Origin of the sequence: Paenibacillus pasadenensis (assembly GCF_002864175.1) — a bacterium.
In the GTDB taxonomy this organism is placed as follows: Bacteria; Bacillota; Bacilli; order Paenibacillales; family Paenibacillaceae; genus Paenibacillus_O; species Paenibacillus_O pasadenensis.
The window spans coordinates 3,269,018-3,292,283 of sequence record NZ_NFEZ01000004.1 but is presented as its reverse complement, the minus strand read 5'-3'; the positions used below and the strand labels follow the sequence as shown (position 1 = coordinate 3,292,283).

Genomic DNA, 23,266 nt, shown 5'->3' with positions numbered 1-23,266 from the left:
CGAGAATTTCGAATGCTGAATTTATCTTAAAGGAACGAACTTCATAGATGGAGGATGATTGGAATGCAGATGAAAAAAACATGGATGTCTTTAGCGGTAGCTGGATTATTGATGGGTACAGTTAGCGGAGGGGCGCTGATGTCGAAGACTGAAGCCGCTTCTGCAACTGCATTCTCGGATGTGAATTCTTCGGCTTGGTACTACGCCTCGGTGGCCAAATTGGCAGGCAAGGGGCTTGTCAATGGCTGCGGAGACAGCCTGTTCTGCCCCGACCGGTCGATTACTCGCGCCGAGTTCATCAAGATGACCGATTCCGCGCTGGGGCTTCCGGTAGGCGAAGCGGCGGCGGGCCAAGCTTGGCATGTTCCGTACATTCAAGCGGCGGTCAGCGCCGGCGTCCATAAAACGAGCGACTTCAACGGCAGCTGGTCCCAGCCGATCAGCCGTCAGGAAATGGCGCGGCTCGTCGTGCGGGCCGTGGACGAGAAGCTGCGGCAGGCCAAAACGACCGATCCTCAGCTCGTCTATGAAGCGACGAAGCGCGGCATTCTGTCCGGCTTATCCGGAGGCGAGCTGGGCCTGAAGGAAAGCTCGACGCGCGCACAGGCGACGGTCGTCATCGACCGCATGCTGACGCTGCTGGATGGCGGATCGCTGCCAGTGGACAAGCGAGCCGCGTCTTATGCGGAAGTGGCTTATACCGGCACGAACGTGGAAACGATGTGGGGCGGCAACTTCCGCCAGCTGCCGTTCAAGGCGAAGATCCGGAACTACGTCAACGGGGAGTTCAAGCAGATTCTCATCCTCGATATGGATGACAAGAACAGTCCGTATCGGAGCTGGCTGCCGAACGGGACGTTGGAGCAGTACGACTGGAGAAATCCACGCGGCATTGTAAAAACAACCAAAGACCTATGGAAAAATGAATATATGATGGCGATGCGGATCAAGCTCAGCAACACGCAAACGGTCAAGAAATTGAACTACCAATTTAGGGACATGATTGGAGCGCCTTATTTTGTAGCGGCACTTCCCGTAAGCGATTCTCGCAATGAAGGCCCGTTCGCAACAGAACTGGATTTCTCCATGAGTACGATCAACTCCAAGGAAGTTTGGGTGTTCTATGCGATTAAGAAAGAGATCGTCGAGCGAGCCAAAAAATTTAATGGTGAATACTTCTATTTCGAGACCTTCGGAAACGATCACTATTTGCTTTACTTAGGAAGCAAGAATGGAAGCATCTTTGGAGGAAATGATGCATGAAAAGCAAGCTAAGCGTTCTATTACTGCTTTCGTTTCTGGTCTCCTTGATCGATCCCGGCGTGTGGCTTCTTCCATCCGCAGCTGCAGCAAATCCTAATACGGCAACGTTCACCGGAAATGGCGGTGGATACCACAAGACGCCGATCGTCGAAGGCTTACAGACTCAAGTCGTTAAAGTGTCCGGGAAAAAGGTCAAGTCCTGGTCATTCACCATCAACGGAAACCTTAAAGGGCAGCTGGGCTCCTATAACGAGAGCACTGGGAAGATCGAGCTTCCGCCTGTTAACGGGAAGGAAATTCTGCTCTATGGTACGAGAGAGTCCAGAATGTACTATGACATCTGGCGGAACTCCAGCGGAAAGCAATGGACGATGGCAGGCGAAGGGACGGGAGCATATACCTTTACGGCGGATGCCTCCACCATTGCAAACGGCATCTCTCAATATCCGGGCGAAATTCCGGTTCGGGACAGCTCCGGCGCGACAATCGACGCCAGGTTGCGCTACTCGGATGGTTCCGCTGCCGCCTGGTCCGATGCGTTAGGTGCACCGGAAACATTCAAACGAGTGGACAAAGATGAAACGATCTCCTACGCCTTCATCGAGCCAAGCTCCGTCACAATTACCGGAGCGGTACCGCTCAGCGGCCAGACGATAACCGATACCGGCAAAGGAAAGCCCGGCTACGGGTATGTCAAGGTGAGCCTGATGCTTGGCAATGGCAATAACACACAAGGAATGGATTGGCAGCTGCTCGACGGCAGCTCCGGCAACGTCCAAGGCCGCCGCTACCCGCTCAACTCGACGACGACATGGGAGGCCAAGACATACAGCGTCGAATATACGCTGACCGTCACCTACGAGCCGATCGACGCCTCCAAACCCGATCTCGTCGCGGACAGCATCCGAGCATCCGGGATGATCGAGCTTGGAAAGGCCGCGACGTTCACGGCCGACTATCATAACGAGAACCTCGACATCAACAAGTCGTTTACCGTGAACGTGAAGGATGTTGGAACCGGAACGGTCTTGAAATCCGAATCCGTTCCCTCCATGAAGGCGGGGGCGAGCCGGTCGCTGACGTTCACCAGCACCTTCACCTCCAGCGCTGCCAAGACGTTCCGGCTGACGGTAGACTCGGCCAACACGATCGACGAGGCCAGCGAAACCAACAACACAGCAGACGGAACCTTTCGGCCGAACGAACAGCAGCCAACACCGACGCCAATCAAGAATTTCTCTGGTGATTTTGACGTCATAAAGCCTGTCATTGCCTATCGGGACACCTTCTCTTTAAAACCCAAAGATTTTGTCCTGAACCTGTGCACCTATGTTTCTCATACCTGGCAAATCAAGCAGGGGCCGTACACCTATACAAGCCCAGCTTATTCCAATTACTCGACGGAGACTTCTTATCCGTTCGACAAATGGCCGTCCCTGCTAGGAGTCGGCACATTCCAGGTCTACATGATTCTCAAGACAAACTGCGGAGAAGTACAGGTCGGCCCCAAGACGCTGACGATTACCGGCCCGTCCAAGAACAGCCCGCCGGTCATCAAAATCGGGTGGATCGATCCGTCCGGTGATCCGACGAAACCGGTCTCTTCAACGCCGCAGAATGAGCGCCTGACCTTGAACGTGCTCAGCATTTCGGATCCCGATCCAGGGGACAGCGTAACATTTGAAGGCTATGACTTCTCCGGGAGTTCCAGCGAATGGATTCGCAATCTTCCGAATCGATTCGGCGGCGAGACGATGATGTGGGAGTATCCAAACGTCACGATGGATCAGAATGGATTTTATTCTATCTGCGCCACCGTCCGGGACCAGTGGGGAGCCACCGGCAGCGGATGCACCAGCATCAATGTCGTGCCGCCCAACCCGATTCCGATCATCAATGGTCCATCTCAAATCCGGGAAGAACGGCCCTACTCCCCTAAATTTGACGCTAACAGCAGCTACAGTCCAATCAAAGGGCGGACCATTGACCACGCTCGCGACGAGTGGTCTGGCATCAGAGAAATCTACGACACGCCGGGCGAGTACAAGATCAAGCTGGATGTCTATGACAGTTTAGGCTTGAAGTCGCTCCAGCCGGCCGAAAAGATGCTTACTGTCCTCGAAGACATGCCGCCCGTTCCCAAGCTGGAGTTTCCGAGTCCAGCGCTACGGAATGCAAGCGTCGCGTTCAAAAACACCAGCTACTCTCCGGACGGTGACAATATCGTCCTGAACCAGGTGGCGTATCGCTACGATGCGAATAATGACGGCAACTACTCCGAACCCGAAGTCACCATCACCATGCGAGCAGACAAGACGTTTGACTTCAAAGGAGCCAAAGTCGGCCGGTATCGATTCAAAGTGTATGTAAAAGAAGACTACGGCAAGGAGGCTACAGGCTACTTTGACTTTGAGGTCATCAACGACGCCCCGCAGGTATCGTTCGACGTCACTTCTGAAAGCCTGGAGCCTGAACCCCTTGTGTCGGTACCGATCAGCACGAAAACAATGGCAGAAGATCGCACCAAGTGGGGAAACAGCAACTTTGGAGCCGAGACAAAAATTTCTTCCTGGGTCTACAATCCAGCAAATGGAGCCTTGGCTGCCCCGTGGGCGACGTTCAACCGGGCGGAGCTCTTCATGGTTGGAAGCGACGGATATCCTCGGACCGTACGCAGCAATCCGGTCGATGATCGTTCCTTTACCGGTTTCATGCAGTCAGCCCTTTTATCTGGCGGCGTCACGGCCATCTCCAACTACGATAAAAATACGTACGTCTACACGTACGATTTTTATCGGGATGGAGTGAAAATCGGCAGCCGAACGGGACTAGAAGGCATCGTTGCAGTTGATCTGTACACGGGGATTGTGCACACCCGGCTGTATGGCGATGCCAGCAAAATCAGAAGCTACTACGCCGATTCCTTCCTTAATCCTGCCGGAACCCCGTTTGCCATACGGGGAGAAGTGTATGCCAACGGCAAATGGATCAAAGTCGATTACCCTACGGTACTGGGAACGACGCCGAACCTGAATGCAGGCAGCTTGCCGACAGCTTTTTCCGACCATCTCTACTACTATGCGGAGTACCAGAACAGCAGCAACGGAACTCCACTAAAAACATCGTTCACATGGGACGGAGTGAAGAGCGAAAAGCAATGGTACAACAACACTGAATATGAGCATAACTATATTCTCGGAGCCGAGTCCATTGTCGCCGGCAGCGTCGATAAAGACATGAACTATGTCACCTCGTCGTACCGTACCTTCTCCAGTTCATCGAAAGTCTATTTTAGCCGGAATCTGGAGGATGACACGGACCGGTACCAGAACCTTATTCGTACACCAGACGACCGTATCTTTGTCACGTTTGATGGAAAATGGGTCGTAACCAACACGGGTGTTTATGATCGGAACCATCCCTACTCCTACGCGGATCCAATCTCCAGCTTTGACTATGGGACCCGAGTCATGCACGTGACCGATACGAACTACGCTTTGCTGGACAACTACGAGCGAGGGGCAAAGCTGATCCGAATTCAAGATAACGGAACGATAACGACCATCCGAGATTATCCTCAGCTGCAGTCCATTTATAGAAACATACGGATTGATAATCAGAACAACTTCGTCTTCCAAGACCGGGAGACGCTATACAAGATCAGCACGTCCGACTTCTCGCTCACGCAGCTGGCGGCCGTAGGCAATTTCGCCGTGCCGATCAACAACGGTGCTTTTACGGTGGCAACCAACGACCGGCGAACAGAAGTCTATGCGCCTCGCGAAAGTCGGCCGGAAGGAGCCTATATCTCTTCCCACAACCAATTGCTCGGTCAAGCAAAGATGAAGAATGTCTCGTACAGTTTCAAGATGAAGCTTAACATGTCAGCTCCGTCGTATCTCTATTCGGGCTATTCGTTCCACGCGCAGGATAACCGGAACATGTACCGCGTTGAGGTCAATCATGACTCGGTCAGCCTGGTTCGGGTCGCCGGAGGAACGAGGAAGGTGCTTCAAAGCGCATCCTATCCAATCAATCTGGCCCAAAAGTACACGTTTAAGATTCAAGTTCTCGACGGAAAGATCAAGGTCTACGTGGACGGCACGCCTGTCATCGACATCAACGAGACTACGTACACCGAAGGGAAGTTCGGGCCGTTCGCCGAGATTCCCAAAACGGAATTTTTCCAGGTGAGCTATACGGACCTGACACCAATCAGTACGTCAACCGTGCTGAACGGCGTCGGCCTCGTCGGAAGACCGCTCATTTATACGATCCGGAACACGGACACGGAAAACGATCCGCTAATCAAAGATCTGACTTCCTGGAAGTACGTCCAGCTGGCGCAGAAATTCCTCGATGCCCAGGACGGCAAATCAGGCGCGTCTGCCTTGAGCGGGAAGTGGTTCACCTCTCCGGCCGCCGTCATCGACAAGGTAGGCTTGTACCGAATCAGCTACAAGTCCAAGGATGATCCGCATCCTGACTATCTCTATCCGAAGATGGACTTCGACGAATACCGCAAGGAGAGCAACGAGTCGGTACGCGATGTCATCATCCACCGGCCGCCAATTTCGGACTTCGACGTCTCGCTCGCTTCGAACGGGACCGTCTTGTGGACGGACCGCAGCCGGGACCCCGATCGCTACCTGTCGAGCAGCCATTACTCGACCGAAGCGACGGGCATCGACTACTACCGGACCAAAGGCGTGCTCGAGAAAAAGTTCTATTATCTCTCTCCATCGGGCAAATTCGTTCGAACCAAGTTGGTTACCCCGGATGAAATCGGAGAATATACTGTTGGCCTGGCGGTGAAGGATGAATACGAAGCCTGGAGCGATTACACGGAGAAGACCGTCTACGTCGGCACGCTGCCGCAGCCGGACGAGCCTCCGCACGCCGGCTTCAACCTGAGCCGCGCGACGACGTATCGAGGCGTAGAGATCAGCATCGATTCGACCGCATGGGACAAAGAGGATGGAGCGCGCCAAAACCTTCCTCACGACTACTTCATCCGGAATCTGGATGGCGGAACCGAAAAGATGGCCAGCCAGGCCCGGACGACGTGGACCAAGACGTTCAGCACGATGGGGACTTTCCGAATCCGTCAGGTGGTGGAGGACAAGCTGGGCCAGACCGACACCGTTTCAAAAACGGTACAAGTCGTTAACCGAATTCCGACGGCCAACATCTTCGTTCCTTCTTCGACCGATCAGACGAAGCCAGAGAAACTGACCGAATTCCGTCCGAAGTTCAAATGGAGCTATGGCGATGCCGACAGCGATCCGCAAGCCAAGTACCAGGTGAAGATTTACCGATATGGGGGCGTCATCGTCCACGATTCGGGCATCAAGAACGGGAGCGACGGAACCTACATCCCTACAGCCGATCTTCCGGAATACACGAACCTTTACATCGTGGTCAGAGTTCTGGACGGCTTCGATTGGGGGGAGAGCGCTCCGAAGTTCTTCTACATTGAAACGAACCGCCCGCCCGTAGCGGACTTCGATTGGACGCCGAAGCCGGTCTATGAAGGCGACCCGCTCCAGATGCTCGACCGCTCGTCCGATCCGGACGGAGACGCGCTTACGGCGAAATGGACCGTGCTCGACCCGTCGGGCCGAACGAGCGTGCATGCGGCTCCGCCGCTCATCGAACGGTCCTTGCCCGGCACCTATCAGGTGACGCTGACGGTCAGCGACGGCAAGGCGGAAGCGACGGCTGCGAAGCCGATCTCGGTCGTGCCGCTTGGACTGAGCGCGGATGTCGGCCATACGGCGGACTGGAAGGAAATCCATGACCGGCTCGGCCACGAGACGGCGCAGCATCCGAAGGAGTTTTATGCCGGGGAGAAGCTGATCGTGCAAGGCTATCCGGTCCCGGCTCCGGTGCTGCAGGTGACGGCGAGCTTGACGGCCGGAGGCGGGCTGGACGCACACACCATCCTGAAGCCGGTGACGGCCGATCGCCATTATGCGGGCGAGCTGCATGACGAGCGGTGGGCGCATTTGACGGATGGACTGTCCAAGGGCGCCTATACGATCCGCTTCGAGGTGGTGTACCGCAACGGCACGCGCAAGACGGCGGACGTGCCGATCCGCATCATCGGCTCGGCGCTCGGCGCCGCGGGCGTGCACCGCAAGCAGTAGCGGCAGCCGCAGACGGACGGTTGACACCTTTTGCCGGTATGAGGTATAACCTAGTATAGAAATGCCGATGATAGACCGACCGTAACCATAGCAACTTCATTGACGAGAACACGCGCCCTGCGGGGAAGATCCCCAGAGAGCCGGCCCAGAGCTGCAAGCCGGCGTTCGGAACCCAGACGTGCATCCTCTCCGAGAAGCGCCGCCGAATCGGCCGCTTCGGCCCCCAGGGCTGGACGGTCCCAGTAAGCGCCGCCGGATGTCCTCCGTTACAGGGAACGCGGATTGCGCAGGTTCGATCCGCTGCCGAGGAGCGCTTGCGCTGACGGCTGTCGGGATCGACAGGCCGCTGCCGATGCGTTCGAATCAGGGTGGTATCGCGAGTTTACGCTCGTCCCTTTCCAAGGGGCGGGCTTTTTTATTTTCTAGAGCTTATTTTCCAAGAGGAGTGTTGAGCGATGCAAAGAGTGGATGTGAAGGAGAAGGCCCGCGCGCGCGAGCTGCGCGTGCTGGACAAGTGGAAGACGGAGGAGACGTTCAAGGCTTCCATCGACAACCGCGCAGGCAAGCCGAACTTCGTGTTCTACGAGGGACCGCCGACGGCGAACGGCAAGCCGCATATCGGGCATGTGCTCGGACGCGTCATCAAGGACTTCATCGGCCGCTACAAGACGATGTCCGGCTACCGCGTCGTGCGCAAGGCCGGCTGGGATACGCACGGCCTCCCGGTCGAGCTCGGCGTGGAGAAGGAGCTCGGCATCTCCGGCAAGCAGGAGATCGAGAACTACGGCGTCGAGGCATTCGTCAAAAAGTGCCAGGCGAGCGTGTTCGAATACGAGCGCCAATGGCGCGAGCTGACCGAAGCGATCGGCTACTGGACCGACATGGACGATCCGTACATCACGCTCAAGAACAGCTATATCGAGAGCGTCTGGCATATCCTCTCGACGATCCATGGCAAAGGGCTGCTGTACCGCGGCCACCGCGTCAGTCCGTACTGCCCGTGCTGCCAGACGACGCTCAGCTCGCATGAGGTCGCCCAAGGCTACGAGGACGTCAAGGATCTCAGCGCCACGGTCAAGTTCCCGCTGGAGAACGGCGAAGGCCATCTGCTCGCCTGGACGACGACGCCATGGACGCTGCCGGCCAATACGGCGATCGCGGTCAACCCGGATTTGACCTACGTCAAGGCGAAAAAAGACGGCGAGGTATACTTCGTCGCCGAGGCGCTCGTGGACAGCGTGTTCAAGGGCGACGACAAGCCGGAAATCGTCGGCAGCGTGAAGGGCGCCGAGCTTGTCGGCCTCGCCTACCGCGCTCCGTTCGACTATGTTCCGGTCGATAAGGGCCATGTCGTCATCGGCGCGGACTTCGTCAGCGACACGAGCGGCACGGGCATGGTCCACATCGCGCCGGCGCACGGCGACGACGACTATAAGACCGCCCGCAAAAACGGCATCAGCCTGCTGGCCGTCGTCAACAACCAGGGCCGCTATGTCGACGAGGTGACGGATCTGGCCGGACGCTTCGTCAAGGACGGCGAGGTCGACATCGAGATCGTCAAGATGCTGAGCGAGAAAGGGCTGCTCTTCTCCAAAGAGAAATACGAGCATAGCTATCCGTTCTGCTGGCGCTGCAAATCGCCGCTCATCTATTACGCGACCGAGAGCTGGTTCATCGAGACGACCGCCGTCAAGGAGCAGCTGATCGCGAACAACAGCGGCGTCGACTGGTACCCGGGCCATATCCGCGAGGGCCGCTTCGGCAAGTTCCTCGAGGACCTCGTCGACTGGAACATCAGCCGCAACCGCTACTGGGGCACGCCGCTCAACGTCTGGGTGTGCGAGGCGACGGGCAAGGAGTACGCGCCGTCCAGCCTGGCCGACCTGCGCGAGCGCTCCGTGACGGAGCTGCCGGAGGACTTCGAGCTGCACAAGCCGTATGTGGACGAAGTGAAGCTGCGCAGTCCGTTCGCCGAAGGCGCGGTCATGACCCGCACGCCGGAGGTCATCGACGTCTGGTTCGACAGCGGCTCGATGCCGTTCGCGCAGCAGCATTATCCGTTTGAGAACGAAGGCCGCTTCGCCGAGCAGTATCCGGCCGACATCATCTGCGAGGGCATCGACCAGACGCGCGGCTGGTTCTTCAGCCTGCTGGCGGTCTCGACGCTGTACAACGGGCAAGCTCCGTACAAGGCGGTCATCTCGACCGGCCATGTGCTCGACGAGAACGGCCAGAAGATGAGCAAGTCCAAGGGCAATGTCATCGACCCTTGGGAAATCATCGACGAGTACGGCACCGACGCGTTCCGCTGGGCGCTGCTCGCGGACAGCGCGCCGTGGAACAGCAAGAAGTTCTCGCGCGGCATCGTCGGCGAAGCGAAGTCCAAGGTCATCGATACGATCGTCAACACGCATGCGTTCTTCGCGCTGTACGCGAGCATCGACGGCTTCGATCCGTCCGAGCATCAAGGACGCGTCTCCGCGGCCAAGCTGGACCGCTGGATCGTCTCCCGCCTCAACACGCTCGTCCGCACGGTCGTGACCGGCCTGGAAAGCTGGGACTTCCTCAACTCGGCCAAAGCGATCGAGGCGTTCGTCGACGAGCTCAGCAACTGGTACATCCGCCGCTCGCGCGACCGCTTCTGGGGCAGCGGCCTGACCGACGACAAGCTGGACGCGTACGCGACGCTGCGCGACGTGCTGCTGACGCTCTCCCGCCTCATCGCGCCGTATGCGCCGCTGCTGGCGGAGGATGTTTACGGCAACCTCGGCGGCAAAGGCAGCGTCCATCTGGCCGACTATCCGACTGTCGACGAATCGGCGATCGACGCCGAGCTCGAGCGCGACATGGAGACGGCCCGCACGATCGTCGAGCTGGCGCGCAACGTGCGCAACGAGACCGGCATCAAGACGCGTCAGCCGCTGTCCGAGCTCATCGTCTCGCTGAGCGGCGAGTTCGCGCTGACGGACTACGAGGAGATCGTCAAGGACGAGATCAACGTCAAGGCGATCCGGGTCGAGACGAGCGACAGCGGCTTCGTCGACTTCGCCCTCAAGCTGAACCTCAAGGTCGCGGGCAAGAAGTTCGGCAAAAACGTCGGTCCGATCCAAGCCTACCTCAAAGGATTGGACGTCGATGGCGCTCGCGCGATCGTGACGGGCGGCAGCTTCGTCTTCGCCTCGCCGGACGGCGAGGAAGCGACGGTCGCGCTCGAAGAGCTGCTCGTCGAGAAGCAGGCCAAGGCGGGCTTCGCCTCCGCTTCCGGCGGCGGCGTGACCGTGGCGCTCAATACCGACATCACGCCGGAGCTCGAGCGGGAAGGCTGGGTACGCGAGGTCATCCGCGCCGTGCAGGATACCCGCAAAAAGCTCGACCTGCCGATCGAGAAGCGGGTCGAGCTCGTGCTGGACGCCGACGCCGAGCTGACGGCGGCGCTGCAGGAGAACGACGAGCTGCTTCAGAGCAGCGTGCTGCTGAGCAGCGTCAGCTACGGCAGCGAGGCCGGCATGGAGCGCGTGCAGCTTGGCGAGCGCTCGCTCGGCCTGCTGATCCGCGGCTGATTCGGGCCGCGAGGCCAGGCGTCGCGTCAGCGGCAGGATGGACGGACAAAAAGGCTCCTTTCTCCCGGACGGGAGAAAGGAGCCTTTTCCTGTGGAATCCGCCAGCATTTTCCGGGACATACTAGCGGGGAATTCTTGAGCCTGAACATACGGAAGGAGGAGCGGCATGGGCGAAGAGCATCGGAGGAACAAGGCGAGCGAGCAGGAGCGGATCAGCCTGCTCCAGGATCGGCTGGAGAAGATCGCCGCCGATCTGGAGCGGTCCCAGATGGCCGAATACGTCGATCTGCTCAATCGGCCGTGGAAGCTCATCCGCCGGAATCTGGTCGCAGGCGTCTCGCGCGGCGTCGGCTACGCGATCGGCATCGCCTTCTTCACGACCGCGATCCTGTATCTGCTGCAGGCGCTCGGACAGCTCAACCTGCCGATCATCGGCGACTACATCGCCGACCTCGTGCGCATCGTGCAGATCCAGCTGGAGGGCAAGCAGTATTGAACGAGGCGGATCAGTCGGACGGCAGCTCTTCTCCCCGGCCGCTGTCCATGTAGTTCTTGTACTCGCGGTTGCGCACGACGCTCACATGGCGGCCGGTCATGTCTGTCGCAAGGAAGCTTTCGATGTCTTCGACGTAGCCGACATTCTCGTCGGACTCGATGCCGATGCTCTGGTAGCTGTCTCCCGGCATCTCGTCCATGGCCGGAGAGGTCGACGTGCCCCAGTGCTCGACGGTCTGCCACGCATCCTCGCCGTCGAATCCGGGATCGTCCTTGCCGTCGCGGTCGGAATCGCCGAACGGAGGACGCAGCACCGCCTCCTCGGCCGGACGGCGGTGGGACACATGCTGCCGCGGGGAATGCTGGATGCAATAAAGCGTATCGGGAAGCGCCGACAGCCGCTTTTCCGGAATGTCTTCGCCGCAGACCGCGCAGCGGCCGTAGCTGCCGTCGATCATCGCCGCCAGGGCGGCATCTATGCGCTCGCGATGCAGGTCCATCTGCTCCTGAAGCGCGATATCCTTGCCGCGCTCGAACATTTCCGTCGCTATGTCCGCAGGGTGGTTGTCGATCGTGCTGAGCTCGCCGGTCTCGTCGCGCAGCGACTCCTGCAAGCCGTCGTGATCGGACTCCACGTCGCGGCGGATCAGCTCCTCGCGCTGCCGGAGCAGCCTTTGCTTCAACCGCCCGATGAGAGCTGGGGAATGAGTCATGTCGCACACACCTTTCGGCAGCCGCGCAGGCTGCGAGGGGACTGGAATTGCTGCTGTTAGTGTGGACGACTTGCAGCCGGATTACAGATGGGGTTCTCTGGAAGCGAGGAGCCTCCGGCCAATGGCTTGCGGGCCGGCGCCGCGCCGTCCCGAATCCGTCCTTATCGCCGTCCCGGCACCGGCTCCAACGCTTGCCTCGAAGCTGTCCTGAAGCCTGCTGCCAGGCATGCCTGAGCGCTGGCTCCGCCCGGAACGGTTATGCTACAATGAGACGGACGAGGAGGGAAAAGCTTGAAGGTCAAGGGGTATTCATACGTGGTGGCGCTGGCCGCCATCTTGCTCGACCAGATCACCAAAATCATCATCATGAACCGGCTCGAGCTCTACGAGCAGATCAAAGTCATCGGAGATTTCTTCATCATCACCTCCATCCGCAACACGGGAGCGGCCTTCAGCATGCTGGAGGGGAAACAACTGTTCTTCCTCATCATCACGCCGATCGTCGCGGCGGGCATCGCCTGGTACATCCACCAGCAGCGCCGATCCGGCAACGTCTGGCTGCTGACCGCGCTGGGCCTCGTGCTCGGCGGAGCGCTCGGCAACTTTATCGACCGGCTGCTCTACGGGCATGTCGTCGACTTCCTATCCTTCAATTTCGGCTCCTATTCGTTCGCGGTGTTCAACATCGCCGATTCGGCGATCACGATCGGCGTCATCATGATCATCATCGACACGCTGCGGGAGGACCGCCGCGCGCGGGCGGCGGCCAAGGAAGGCCGCGACCCGGAGCAGCCGAAGGAAATATTGCATACAGAGGACTGACTTCGCCTTATGACATTCCAAAACAACCCGCTTGAACATGTCGTCGAGCAAGACGACGAACGGCAGCTCGAATGGACGATCGCGCCGGAGCAGGCGGGACAGCGCATCGACAAGTTCATTACCGACCAGCTCGCCGATCCCGCCATCTCGCGCACGCAGGTCCAGGACTGGATCGCGTCCGGCGCCGCATCGGTCGGAGGCCGCGCCGTCAAGGCGAACTACAAGCTCTCCGCAGGCGACTCGCTCTCCGTGACGGTGCCGGAGCCGGAGGACGCGGCGATCGTGCCGGAGGACATCCCGCTCGACATCGTGTACGAGGACTCCGACGTCATCGTCATCAACAAGCCGCGGGGCATGGTCGTGCATCCGGCGCCGGGCCACTCCGGCGGCACGGTCGTGAACGCGCTCATGCATCATTGCCGCGACCTGTCGGGCATCAACGGCGTGCTCCGTCCGGGCATCGTGCATCGCATCGACAAGGACACGTCCGGCCTGCTCATGGCGGCCAAAAACGATCTGGCCCATCTGTCGCTCGCCGAGCAGCTCAAGGAGCATAGCGTGACGCGCAAGTATGTCGCGCTCGTGCACGACAACCTGCATCATGACATCGGCACGATCGACGCGCCGATCGGACGGGACGAAAAGGACCGCAAGATGTTCACGGTCACCACCAAAGGCAGCAAGCATGCGGTGACGCATTTCCAGGTGATCGAGCGGATCGGCGACTATACGCTGGTCGAGCTGCAGCTGGAGACGGGCCGGACCCATCAGATCCGCGTCCACCTCAAGTACATCGGCCATCCGCTCGCGGGCGATCCGGTCTATGGGCGCAACAAGACCGTCGCGCTGGGAGGACAAGCGCTCCATGCGGCGGCGCTCGGCTTCACCCATCCGCGCACGGGCGAGCGGCTCGAGTTCGAGGCGCCGATCCCGGACGACATGCAGCATGTGCTGACGAGCTTGCGGAACCGCTAGCGGCAGCTGCGCCGGCGCTTCGGGCATTGCGGACGATGCGAAAAATGCAAATTTTTCGCGCAATGTTCCATTAGCACGGCAAGCGCCTTGCGCTATGCTGAAACAGGCTGCACTCGCGCGCCGCTCCCCTCCGGGAGCGGCCGTGCCAGCATGAGACCTCCACGACCCGGGCGCGGCCTTCCGCTCCCGGGTCCATTCATGAAAACGAAAGGGGATCCGATCCCATGACCTCGATCAATTCCAACTATTTGAACCTGCAAGGCAGCTACCTGTTCTCGGAAATCGCCAAGCGGCGCACGAAGTTCATTCAGGACAACCCGCAGGCCGAGATCATCAGCCTCGGCATCGGCGACGTGACGCGCGGCCTGCCGGAAGCCGTCACCAAGGCGATGCACGCCGCCGTCGACGAGCTGGCCGTGCCGGGCAGCTTCCGCGGCTACGGTCCGGAGCAGGGCTACGACTTCCTCATCCAGGCGATCATCGAGAACGACTACAAGGCGCGCGGCGTCGACATCGCCGCCAACGAAGTGTTCGTCAGCGACGGCTCCAAGTGCGACGTCGGCAACATCCAGGAGATCTTCAGCCAGGATGCCGTCGTCGCCGTCCAGGATCCGGTCTATCCGGTCTACGTCGACACCAACGTCATGGCGGGCCGCTCGGGTTCGTTCAACAGCGAGCTCGGCCGCTACGAGAACATCGTCTACCTCGACTGCACGGCTGAGAACGGCTTCAAGCCGTCGCTGCCGGACCGCAAGGTCGACCTCATTTACCTGTGCTACCCGAACAATCCGACCGGCATGACGCTCACGAAGGACGAGCTCAAAGTATGGGTCGACTATGCTCGCGAGAACAACTGCCTCATCCTGTTCGACTCGGCGTACGAGTCGTTCATCACCGAAGCCGACGTGCCGCACAGCATCTATGAAGTCGAGGGAGCGCGCGAGGTCGCGATCGAGTTCCGCAGCTTCTCCAAGACGGCCGGCTTCACCGGCGTCCGCTGCGCCTACACGGTCGTGCCGCGCGAGCTGAAGGGCCTCGACAAGGACGGCAATTCCGTCGTCATCAACGACCTGTGGAACCGCCGCCACACGACCAAGTTCAATGGCGTCTCCTACGTGACCCAGCGCGGCGCGGAAGCGATCTACTCGCCGGAGGGCAAGGAGCAGATCCGCGGCCTCGTCGACTACTACATGACCAATGCCGGCATCATCCGCGACGGCCTTGCGTCGCTTGGGCTGGACGTATTCGGCGGCGTCAACGCGCCGTACATTTGGCTCAAGACGCCGAAGGGCCTCGATTCGTGGGCGTTCTTCGACAAGCTGCTGTCCGAGGCGAACATCGTCGGCACGCCGGGCGTCGGCTTCGGCCGCAGCGGCCAAGGCTACTTCCGCCTGACGGCGTTCGGCAGCCGCGAGAACACCGAAAAAGCTGTGGAGCGCATCCGCGGCCTCAGCCTGTAAGCCGATTCGACAGCCGGTCCGCCAAGCGGACCGGCTTTTTCTTTGCCCGACCATTGCCCTTTCCGGGAGAAGGTGTTATTATTATTCAGCCAATTGAATATTAATGCAGCACAACCAAGGAACAGGGTCGGGGTTGACTTCATCGGCCTCGCATGGGATAATCGTATCCGATAACGGCAGTACCTTTAACTCAGTCCAGAGAGGCTGGCAAGGTAGCGTGATATGTGCCGTCGTCGATGAAGCTTGTCAGCCAGCTCGGAGTCCTTGCCTCCGCGCGGCCGGCTCGGCGCGTCCTTGCGCCTGCCCGCCGCCGGAGAGGGATCCGCCCGCTTGCTCTTCTTCAAGACGGCACATGCTTCTTTCCCTCTCCTTGCTGAGCGTTCAGCAGGGAGATTTTTTTTGCCCTGCCGAGGGAGGATAAAGCCGTACACTACCCATGCGCAGCGGCTGCGGCCGGACGCTGAAGGAGCTCGATCACCCATGTCAGAAGGCGAGAAGCGCGCCATCATGGACGATACCGCCATACGGAGAGGCCTGACCCGGATCGCCCATGAGATCGTCGAAAAGAACAAAGGCATCGAAGGCTGCGTGCTGGTCGGCATCCGGACTCGCGGCGTCTACCTGGCCCGCCGCCTCGCCGAGCAGATCCGCGAGATCGAGGGAACGCCTGTCGCTTGCGGCGAGCTGGACATCACCGGCTACCGCGACGACCGCTCGCCGGACGGCCAGCGGGGAGCCATCGCGGTGCCCGATGCCGGAGGCCAGCCGGTCCCGGTCCACGACAAGCGCGTCATCCTGGTCGACGACGTGCTCTACACGGGCCGGACGATCCGCGCGGCGATGGACGCCTTGATGGATCAGGGACGTCCGCAGTCGATCCAGCTGGCCGTGCTGCTCGACCGCGGCCACCGAGAGCTGCCGATCCGGCCGGATTATGTGGGCAAAAACGTGCCGACCTCCAAGCAGGAGAGCATCCGCGTCTCCCTTCAGGAAGTGGATGGAGAAGACAACGTCACCATCACGGAAAGACAGGGAGGATGATCAGGATGACGGCATTGCAGCTGCGGCAAAAAAGCCTGCTTGGCTTGAAAGGGATGGGGCGCGAGGAGCTGGAGTCGATCCTCTCGCGCGCGGCCCACTGGGAGCGGCAGGAGCAGAAGGTGCAGCCCGTGCTCGCGGGAAGCTTCGTCGCCAACATGTTCTTCGAGAACAGCACGCGCACGCGGTTCAGCTTCGAGGTGGCGGAAAAGCGGCTCGGAGCCGAGGTGCTGAACTTCTCGGCGGCGGAATCGAGCGTGCAGAAGGGCGAGTCGATCTACGACACGGTGCGGACGCTGGAGTCGATGGGCATCGACGCCGGCATCATCCGGCTCAAGCCGGCCGGAGTGCTCGAGGAGCTCGCGGAGCGCATCCAGGTGCCGCTCATCAACGCAGGAGACGGCAACAACGAGCATCCGACGCAGGCGCTGCTCGACCTGTACACGATGCGGCAGCAGTTCGGACCGCTTTCGGGGCTGCGCGTCTCGATCATCGGCGACATCAAGCACAGCCGGGTGGCCCGCTCCAACTACTGGGGGCTGAAGCAGTTCGGAGCGCAGGTGCGCTTCTGCGCGCCGGAAAACATGCGCGAGAACGAGCTGGATGTGGCCTACGTGAGCATGGAAGAAGCGCTCGAAGCCGACGTCGTCATGATGCTGCGCGTGCAGCTCGAGCGGCATGAGGGCGGCATGCTCCGCTCCGCGGAAGAGTACCGCGAGCAGTACGGTCTGACGGCGGAACGGGCGGCGCGCCTCGCGCCGCATGCGATCATCATGCATCCGGCGCCGGTCAACCGCGACGTCGAGATCGACGGCGATCTGGTCGAGCATCCGCAGTCGAGAATTTTCCCGCAGATGCAGAACGGCGTGCCGGTGCGCATGGCCGTCATCGAACGGGCGCTGAGAGGATAGAGGCGGCGAGCGCCGCCAGGAAGCAAGGACGACGGAAGCAGGCAGGCAAGGCGGCATTCGCTGCGAAAGGGGACGGATCAAGCAATGGCAGCTGTGGAATGGATCGTGAACGGACGGATCTGGAACGAGGAGAGCGGCGAGCTGGAGACGAGGCATATCCGCATCGAGGACGGCCGGATCGCCGAGATCAAGGCCGGCGACGCGCCGGCGGCGGCAGGCGAGGGCGTGCTGGACGCGCGAGGAAGGCTGGTCTCGGCGGGCTTCATCGACATGCACGTGCATCTGCGCGACCCGGGCTTCGAGCACAAGGAGGATATCGTCACCGGCACCGCCTCGGCGGCGGCGGGCGGCTTCACCACGATCGCCTGCATGCCGAACACGCGGCCTTCGATCGACACGCCGGAGACGGTGCGCTATGTGATCGACAAAGCCCGCGAGCAAGGAAACGGCGTGAAGGTGCTGCCCTACGCGGCCATCTCCAAAAACCAGCTCGGCCGCGAGCTGACCGACTTCGCGGCGCTGAAGGCGGCCGGCGCGATCGGCTTCACCGACGACGGCGTCGGCGTGCAGCGCGCGCAGACGATGAAGGACGCGATGGGGCTGGCGCAGTCGCTCGACATGCCGATCATCGCTCACTGCGAGGATGACAGCCTCGTCGAAGGGCTGTACGTCTCCGAGGGCAAGTTCGCCCGCGACAACGGCATCAAGGGCATCCCGAACGAGTCCGAGGCGATCCATGTCGGCCGCGACGCGCTGCTGGCGGAATCGACCGGCGTCCATTACCACGTCTGCCACGTGAGCACCGAGCAGTCGGTGCGCCTGATCCGGCTCGCCAAGTCGGTCGGAGTCCGCATCACCGCCGAGGTGTGCCCGCATCATCTGGTGCTGAGCGACGAGGACATCCCCGGCATGGATTCCAACTGGAAGATGAACCCGCCGCTGCGCACGCCGCGCGATGTCGAGGCGGTCATCCAAGGCCTCGAGGACGGCACGATCGACATGATCGTCACCGACCACGCCCCGCACAGCGCCGAGGAAAAAGCCCGCGGCATGCAGCTCGCGCCGTTCGGCATCGTCGGCTTCGAGACGGCGTTCCCGCTGCTGTACACCGCCTTCGTCCGCACGGGCAAATGGTCGCTCGGCTTCCTGCTGAACCGCATGACCCGAATTCCCGCTTCCGTCTTCCGCCTCGACTCGGGGCGGCTGGAAGTCGGAGCTCCGGCGGATCTTACCGTCGTCGAGCTGGAGGAGAAGCGCGAGGTCGATCCCTCTGCCTTCCTTTCCAAAAGCAGCAACACGCCTTTCGGCGGCTGGAAGCTCTACGGATGGCCCGAAGCCACCGTCGTCGCCGGCAGCGTCGTCTGGTCCCACCAAAGCGCATAAGGAGTGATACGGATGCAAGCGAGACTGATTCTTGAGGATGGAACCGTATTTGCGGGCCAGTCGTTCGGCGCCGAGACGTTCAAGCCCGGCGAGGTCGTATTCAACACCGGCATTACCGGCTACCAGGAGGTGCTCTCCGATCCGTCGTACTGCGGACAGATCGTCACCATGACGTATCCGCTGATCGGGAACTACGGCATCACCCGCGACGATTTCGAGACGGTGGCGCCGTTCATCCACGGCTTCGCCGTACGCCGCCACGAGCCGATCCCGAGCAACTGGCGCGCCCAGGTGTCGCTGGACTGGCTGCTCAAGGAGCACGGCATCCCGGCGATCAGCGAGATCGACACGCGCATGCTGACCCGCAAGCTGCGCCACTTCGGCACGATGCGCGGCGTCATCACGACCGGCAGCGAGCGCGTCGAGGCGATCGTCGAGCAGCTGACCGGCACGCCGCTGCTGCGCGACCAGGTCGCCCGCACGTCGACGAAGCAGGTGTTCACGAGCCCGGGCTTCGGCGAGCGCATCGTGCTGATCGACTACGGCGCCAAGACCGGCATCCTGCGCGAGCTGACCAAGCGCGGCTGCGACGTCGTCGTCGTGCCGCATGACACGTCCGCGGAGACGATCCGCCGCCTCAATCCGGACGGCATCCAGCTGTCCAACGGCCCTGGCGACCCGCAGGACGTGCCGCATGCGGTCGCGACGATCCGCGAGCTGCTCGGCGAATACCCGATCTTCGGCATCTGCCTCGGCCACCAGCTGTTCGCGCTCGCTTGCGGCGCGGATACGGAGAAGCTCAAGTTCGGCCATCGCGGCGGCAACCACCCGGTCAAGGAGCTTTCCACGGGACGCTGCTACATTACGAGCCAGAACCACGGCTACACCGTGCCGGAGTCCAGCATCGCCGGCACCGAGCTGACCGTGACCCATATCAACAACAACGACAAGACGGTCGAAGGGCTGAAGCATAACGAGCATCCGGCCTTCTCGGTCCAATACCATCCGGAGGCGGCCCCGGGGCCGTTCGATTCCAGCTACCTGTTCGACGAATTCCTGGAGCTGATCCGCACCCATCGCCGCACTAACCCTTCCAAGCCGCGTCAAGCCCAGCTGTCGGAAGCGTCCAAAGGAGAGCTGCTGTATGCCCAGAAATAACCTGCTCAAGAAGATCCTCGTCATCGGCTCCGGCCCGATCGTCATCGGCCAGGCCGCCGAGTTCGACTATGCCGGCACGCAGGCTTGCCAGGCGCTGAAGGAAGAGGGCTACGAGGTCGTCCTCATCAACAGCAACCCGGCGACGATCATGACCGATACGAACATGGCCGACAAAGTGTACATCGAGCCGATCACGCTCGACTTCGTCTCCCAGATCATCCGCCAGGAGCGTCCGGACGGCCTGCTGCCGACGCTCGGAGGCCAGACCGGCCTCAACATGGCGGTCGAGCTGGCGCGCGCCGGCGTGCTCGAGCGCGAGAACGTGCAGCTGCTCGGCACGCAGCTGACGGCGATCGAGAAAGCCGAGGACCGCGATCTGTTCCGCGAGCTCATGCGCGAGCTGGAGCAGCCGGTGCCGGAGAGCGTCATCGTCACGACGGTCGAGGAAGCGGTCGATTTTGCCAATGAGATCGGCTACCCGATCATCGTTCGCCCGGCGTATACGCTCGGCGGCACGGGCGGCGGCATCTGCGCGACCGAGGCCGAGCTGCTGGAGACGGTCGCCTCCGGCATCCGCTACAGCCCGATCGGCCAGTGCCTGATCGAGAAGTCGATCGCCGGCATGAAGGAAGTCGAGTACGAGGTCATGCGCGACGCGAACGACAACTGCATCGTCGTCTGCAACATGGAGAACTTCGATCCGGTCGGCGTGCACACCGGCGACTCGATCGTCGTGGCGCCGAGCCAGACGCTGTCGGACCGCGAGTACCAGATGCTGCGCTCCGCCTCGCTCAAGATCATCCGCGCCCTGAACATCGAGGGCGGCTGCAACGTGCAGTTCGCGCTGGATCCGTTCAGCTTCCAATACTATGTCATCGAGGTCAACCCGCGCGTCAGCCGCTCCTCGGCGCTCGCCTCCAAGGCGACGGGCTACCCGATCGCCAAGATGGCCGCGAAGATCGCCGTCGGCTACACGCTCGACGAGATCGTCAACCCGGTCACGGGCCAGACGTATGCCTGCTTCGAGCCGACGCTCGACTACATCGTGTCCAAAATTCCGCGCTGGCCGTTCGACAAGTTCACGGGCGCCAACCGCAAGCTCGGCACACAGATGAAGGCGACCGGCGAAGTGATGGCGATCGGCCGCACGTTCGAGGAGTCGATGCACAAGGCGATCCGCTCGCTGGAGATCGGCACGCATCGCTTCCATCTCAAGGACGCGCATGAGCTGGGCGACGAGACGCTCCGCACGCGCCTGGCCAAGCCGGACGACGAGCGCATGTTCCTGATCGCCGAGGCGTTCCGCCGCGGCTGGACGCTCGCCGACATCCAGGACCTGACCAAGGTCGACTGGTGGTTCCTCGACAAGATCGAGAGCATCGTCGCCTTCGAGGACGAGCTGCGCCGCGCTCCCGGCCTGACCAAGGAGCTGCTCTACGCGGCCAAGCGCCGCGGCTTCTCCGACCGCTCCATCGCCGAGCTGCGCCGCGAGGGCAGCCAGCAGACGCTGACGGACGAGCATGCGGTGCGCACGTTCCGCCTGGAGCAGGGGCTGCGTCCGGTCTACAAGATGGTCGACACCTGCGCCGCCGAGTTCGAGGCGAGCACGCCGTACTACTACTCCACCTACGAGGTGGAGAACGAAGTGACCGAGACGGACAAGCAGAAGGTGCTCGTGCTCGGCTCCGGCCCGATCCGCATCGGCCAGGGCATCGAGTTCGACTACTCGACCGTGCATGCCGTCTGGGCGATCCAGAACGCCGGCTACGAAGCCGTCATCATCAACAACAACCCGGAGACGGTATCGACCGACTTCAGCACCTCCGACCGGCTCTACTTCGAGCCGCTGTTCCTGGAGGACGTGCTGAACGTCATCGAGCAGGAGCAGCCGATCGGCGTCATCGTGCAGTTCGGCGGCCAGACGGCGATCAACCTCGCGGCTCCGCTGGCGAAGGCGGGCGTGCGCATCCTCGGCTCCAGCCTCGAGAGCATCGACACCGCCGAGGACCGCAAGAAGTTTGAGGCGCTGCTGCGCGGCCTCGACATCGCGCAGCCGGAAGGCAGCACGGTGACGAACCTCGAGGAGGCGATCGTCACGGCGAACCGCCTCAGCTACCCGGTGCTCGTGCGTCCGTCTTACGTCCTCGGCGGCCGCGCGATGGAGATCGTCTACTCCGACGAGGAGCTGGTCGGCTACATGGCCGAGGCGGTCAAGATCAATCCGGAGCATCCGGTGCTGATCGACCGCTACATGCTCGGCAGGGAAGCCGAGGTCGACGCGATCTGCGACGGCGAGACGGTCGTCATCCCGGGCATCATGGAGCATGTCGAGCGCGCGGGCGTGCACTCCGGCGACTCCATCGCGGTGTACCCGCCGCAGTCGCTGTCCGCGGACATCAAGGAGCAGATCATCGACATCACAATCAAGATCGCCAAGGCGCTGAAGGTGGTCGGCCTGGTCAACATCCAGTTCGTCATCCATAACGACAAGGCGTACGTCATCGAGGTCAACCCGCGCTCCTCGCGCACGGTGCCGTTCCTCAGCAAGGTGACGGGCCTGCCGATGGCGAACCTGGCGACGCGCGCCATCCTCGGCACGAAGCTGGCCGAGCTCGGCCATGTCGACGGCCTCTGGCCGGAGGACAAGTTCGTCAGCGTCAAGGTGCCGGTGTTCAGCTTCGCCAAGCTGCGCCGCGTCGATCCGACGCTGACGCCGGAGATGAAGTCGACGGGCGAGGTCATGGGCCGCGACGAGCAGTACGCCAAGGCGCTGTACAAGGGACTGATCGGCGCCGGCATGAAGATTCCGCTGCAAGGCTCCATCGTAGCGACCGTGTCCGACAAGGACAAGGGAGAGGCGCTTGAGCTGCTGAAGGGCTTCTATGCGATCGGCTACAAAATCATCGCGACCGGCGGCACGGCCGCCGCGCTCGAGGCCGAGGGCATCGTCGTGCAGCGCGTCAACAAGCTGAGCGAAGGCTCGCCGAACATCCTCGACCTGATCCGCAGCGGCCAGGCGCAGTTCGTCTTCAACACGCTGACCAAGGGCAAGACGCCGGAGCGCGACGGCTTCCGCATCCGCCGCGAGGCGGTCGAGAACGGCGTCGTCTGCATGACGTCGCTCGATACGGTGCGGGCGCTGCTGAACATGCTGCAGACGATCAACTTCAGCTCGAACCCGATGCCGGTCCTGCAATAATCCGATGAAGCACGGCCAGCGCCGATGAGCGCGCCGTCTCCAGCACCGCCTTCCTAGGCGCTGCCGGCGGCGCGCTTCTGGCGGATGGCCTTTCTCTATGCCCAGTCGACCGAACAGATCGATCATAAGGAGGAGCAAGC

At 61.2% G+C, this 23,266-nt stretch carries 13 protein-coding genes; 12 read left to right on the top strand and 1 reads right to left on the bottom strand.

What is annotated here, in order from left to right:
• Positions 1-63: 63 nt before the first annotated feature.
• The 4 genes from B8V81_RS23860 (at position 64) to B8V81_RS23845 (ending at position 11,468) form a co-directional block, all read left to right on the top strand.
• On the top strand, positions 64-1,263 hold the full coding sequence (locus B8V81_RS23860) for an S-layer homology domain-containing protein (protein WP_180968516.1): 1,200 nt from the start codon (positions 64-66) through the stop codon (positions 1,261-1,263).
• Positions 1,260-7,412, top strand: coding sequence for a CARDB domain-containing protein (locus tag B8V81_RS23855; protein WP_101809330.1), 6,153 nt, complete (start codon positions 1,260-1,262; stop codon positions 7,410-7,412). Before B8V81_RS23860 ends, B8V81_RS23855 begins: the two co-directional genes overlap by 4 nt.
• Positions 7,413-7,867: 455 nt before the next feature.
• Positions 7,868-10,972, top strand: coding sequence for an isoleucine--tRNA ligase (ileS, locus tag B8V81_RS23850; protein ID WP_101809329.1), 3,105 nt, complete (start codon positions 7,868-7,870; stop codon positions 10,970-10,972).
• A gap of 166 nt (positions 10,973-11,138) precedes the next feature.
• Complete coding sequence (locus tag B8V81_RS23845; RefSeq protein WP_028596992.1) at positions 11,139-11,468, top strand: DUF5665 domain-containing protein; 330 nt, start codon at positions 11,139-11,141, stop codon at positions 11,466-11,468.
• 10 nt (positions 11,469-11,478) lie between these two features.
• Here B8V81_RS23845 and B8V81_RS23840 read toward each other — a convergent pair whose 3' ends face one another.
• Positions 11,479-12,180, bottom strand: coding sequence for a TraR/DksA C4-type zinc finger protein (locus B8V81_RS23840; protein WP_043110735.1), 702 nt, complete (start codon positions 12,178-12,180; stop codon positions 11,479-11,481).
• 291 nt (positions 12,181-12,471) lie between these two features.
• Between B8V81_RS23840 and lspA the strand changes: the two genes are divergently transcribed.
• The 8 genes from lspA to carB all read left to right on the top strand — a co-directional run bounded on the left by lspA (position 12,472) and on the right by carB (position 23,126).
• Complete coding sequence (lspA, locus tag B8V81_RS23835; RefSeq protein WP_028596991.1) at positions 12,472-13,002, top strand: signal peptidase II; 531 nt, start codon at positions 12,472-12,474, stop codon at positions 13,000-13,002.
• 9 nt (positions 13,003-13,011) lie between these two features.
• On the top strand, positions 13,012-13,977 hold the full coding sequence (locus tag B8V81_RS23830) for an RluA family pseudouridine synthase (protein ID WP_028596990.1): 966 nt from the start codon (positions 13,012-13,014) through the stop codon (positions 13,975-13,977).
• Between the two features lie 224 nt (positions 13,978-14,201).
• Positions 14,202-15,437 carry an LL-diaminopimelate aminotransferase gene (locus tag B8V81_RS23825; protein WP_101809328.1) on the top strand — a complete coding sequence of 412 codons (1,236 nt, stop codon included), beginning with the start codon at positions 14,202-14,204 and terminating at the stop codon, positions 15,435-15,437.
• A gap of 480 nt (positions 15,438-15,917) precedes the next feature.
• Entirely contained in the window at positions 15,918-16,478 is a 561-nt protein-coding gene (gene pyrR, locus B8V81_RS23820; RefSeq protein WP_101809327.1) for a bifunctional pyr operon transcriptional regulator/uracil phosphoribosyltransferase PyrR, read from the top strand.
• Positions 16,479-16,483: 5 nt separating this feature from the next.
• Positions 16,484-17,386: an aspartate carbamoyltransferase catalytic subunit gene (locus B8V81_RS23815; protein ID WP_425320493.1), complete on the top strand. Its 903-nt coding sequence runs from the start codon at positions 16,484-16,486 to the stop codon at positions 17,384-17,386.
• A gap of 84 nt (positions 17,387-17,470) precedes the next feature.
• On the top strand, positions 17,471-18,769 hold the full coding sequence (locus B8V81_RS23810; protein WP_101809326.1) for a dihydroorotase: 1,299 nt from the start codon (positions 17,471-17,473) through the stop codon (positions 18,767-18,769).
• Between the two features lie 12 nt (positions 18,770-18,781).
• Complete coding sequence (locus tag B8V81_RS23805; RefSeq protein ID WP_101809325.1) at positions 18,782-19,927, top strand: carbamoyl phosphate synthase small subunit; 1,146 nt, start codon at positions 18,782-18,784, stop codon at positions 19,925-19,927.
• A complete protein-coding gene (gene carB, locus B8V81_RS23800; protein WP_028596984.1) occupies positions 19,914-23,126 on the top strand; it encodes a carbamoyl-phosphate synthase large subunit in 3,213 nt (1,070 codons plus the stop codon). The genes B8V81_RS23805 and carB overlap by 14 nt, the downstream gene beginning before the upstream one ends.
• Positions 23,127-23,266 lie beyond the last annotated feature (140 nt).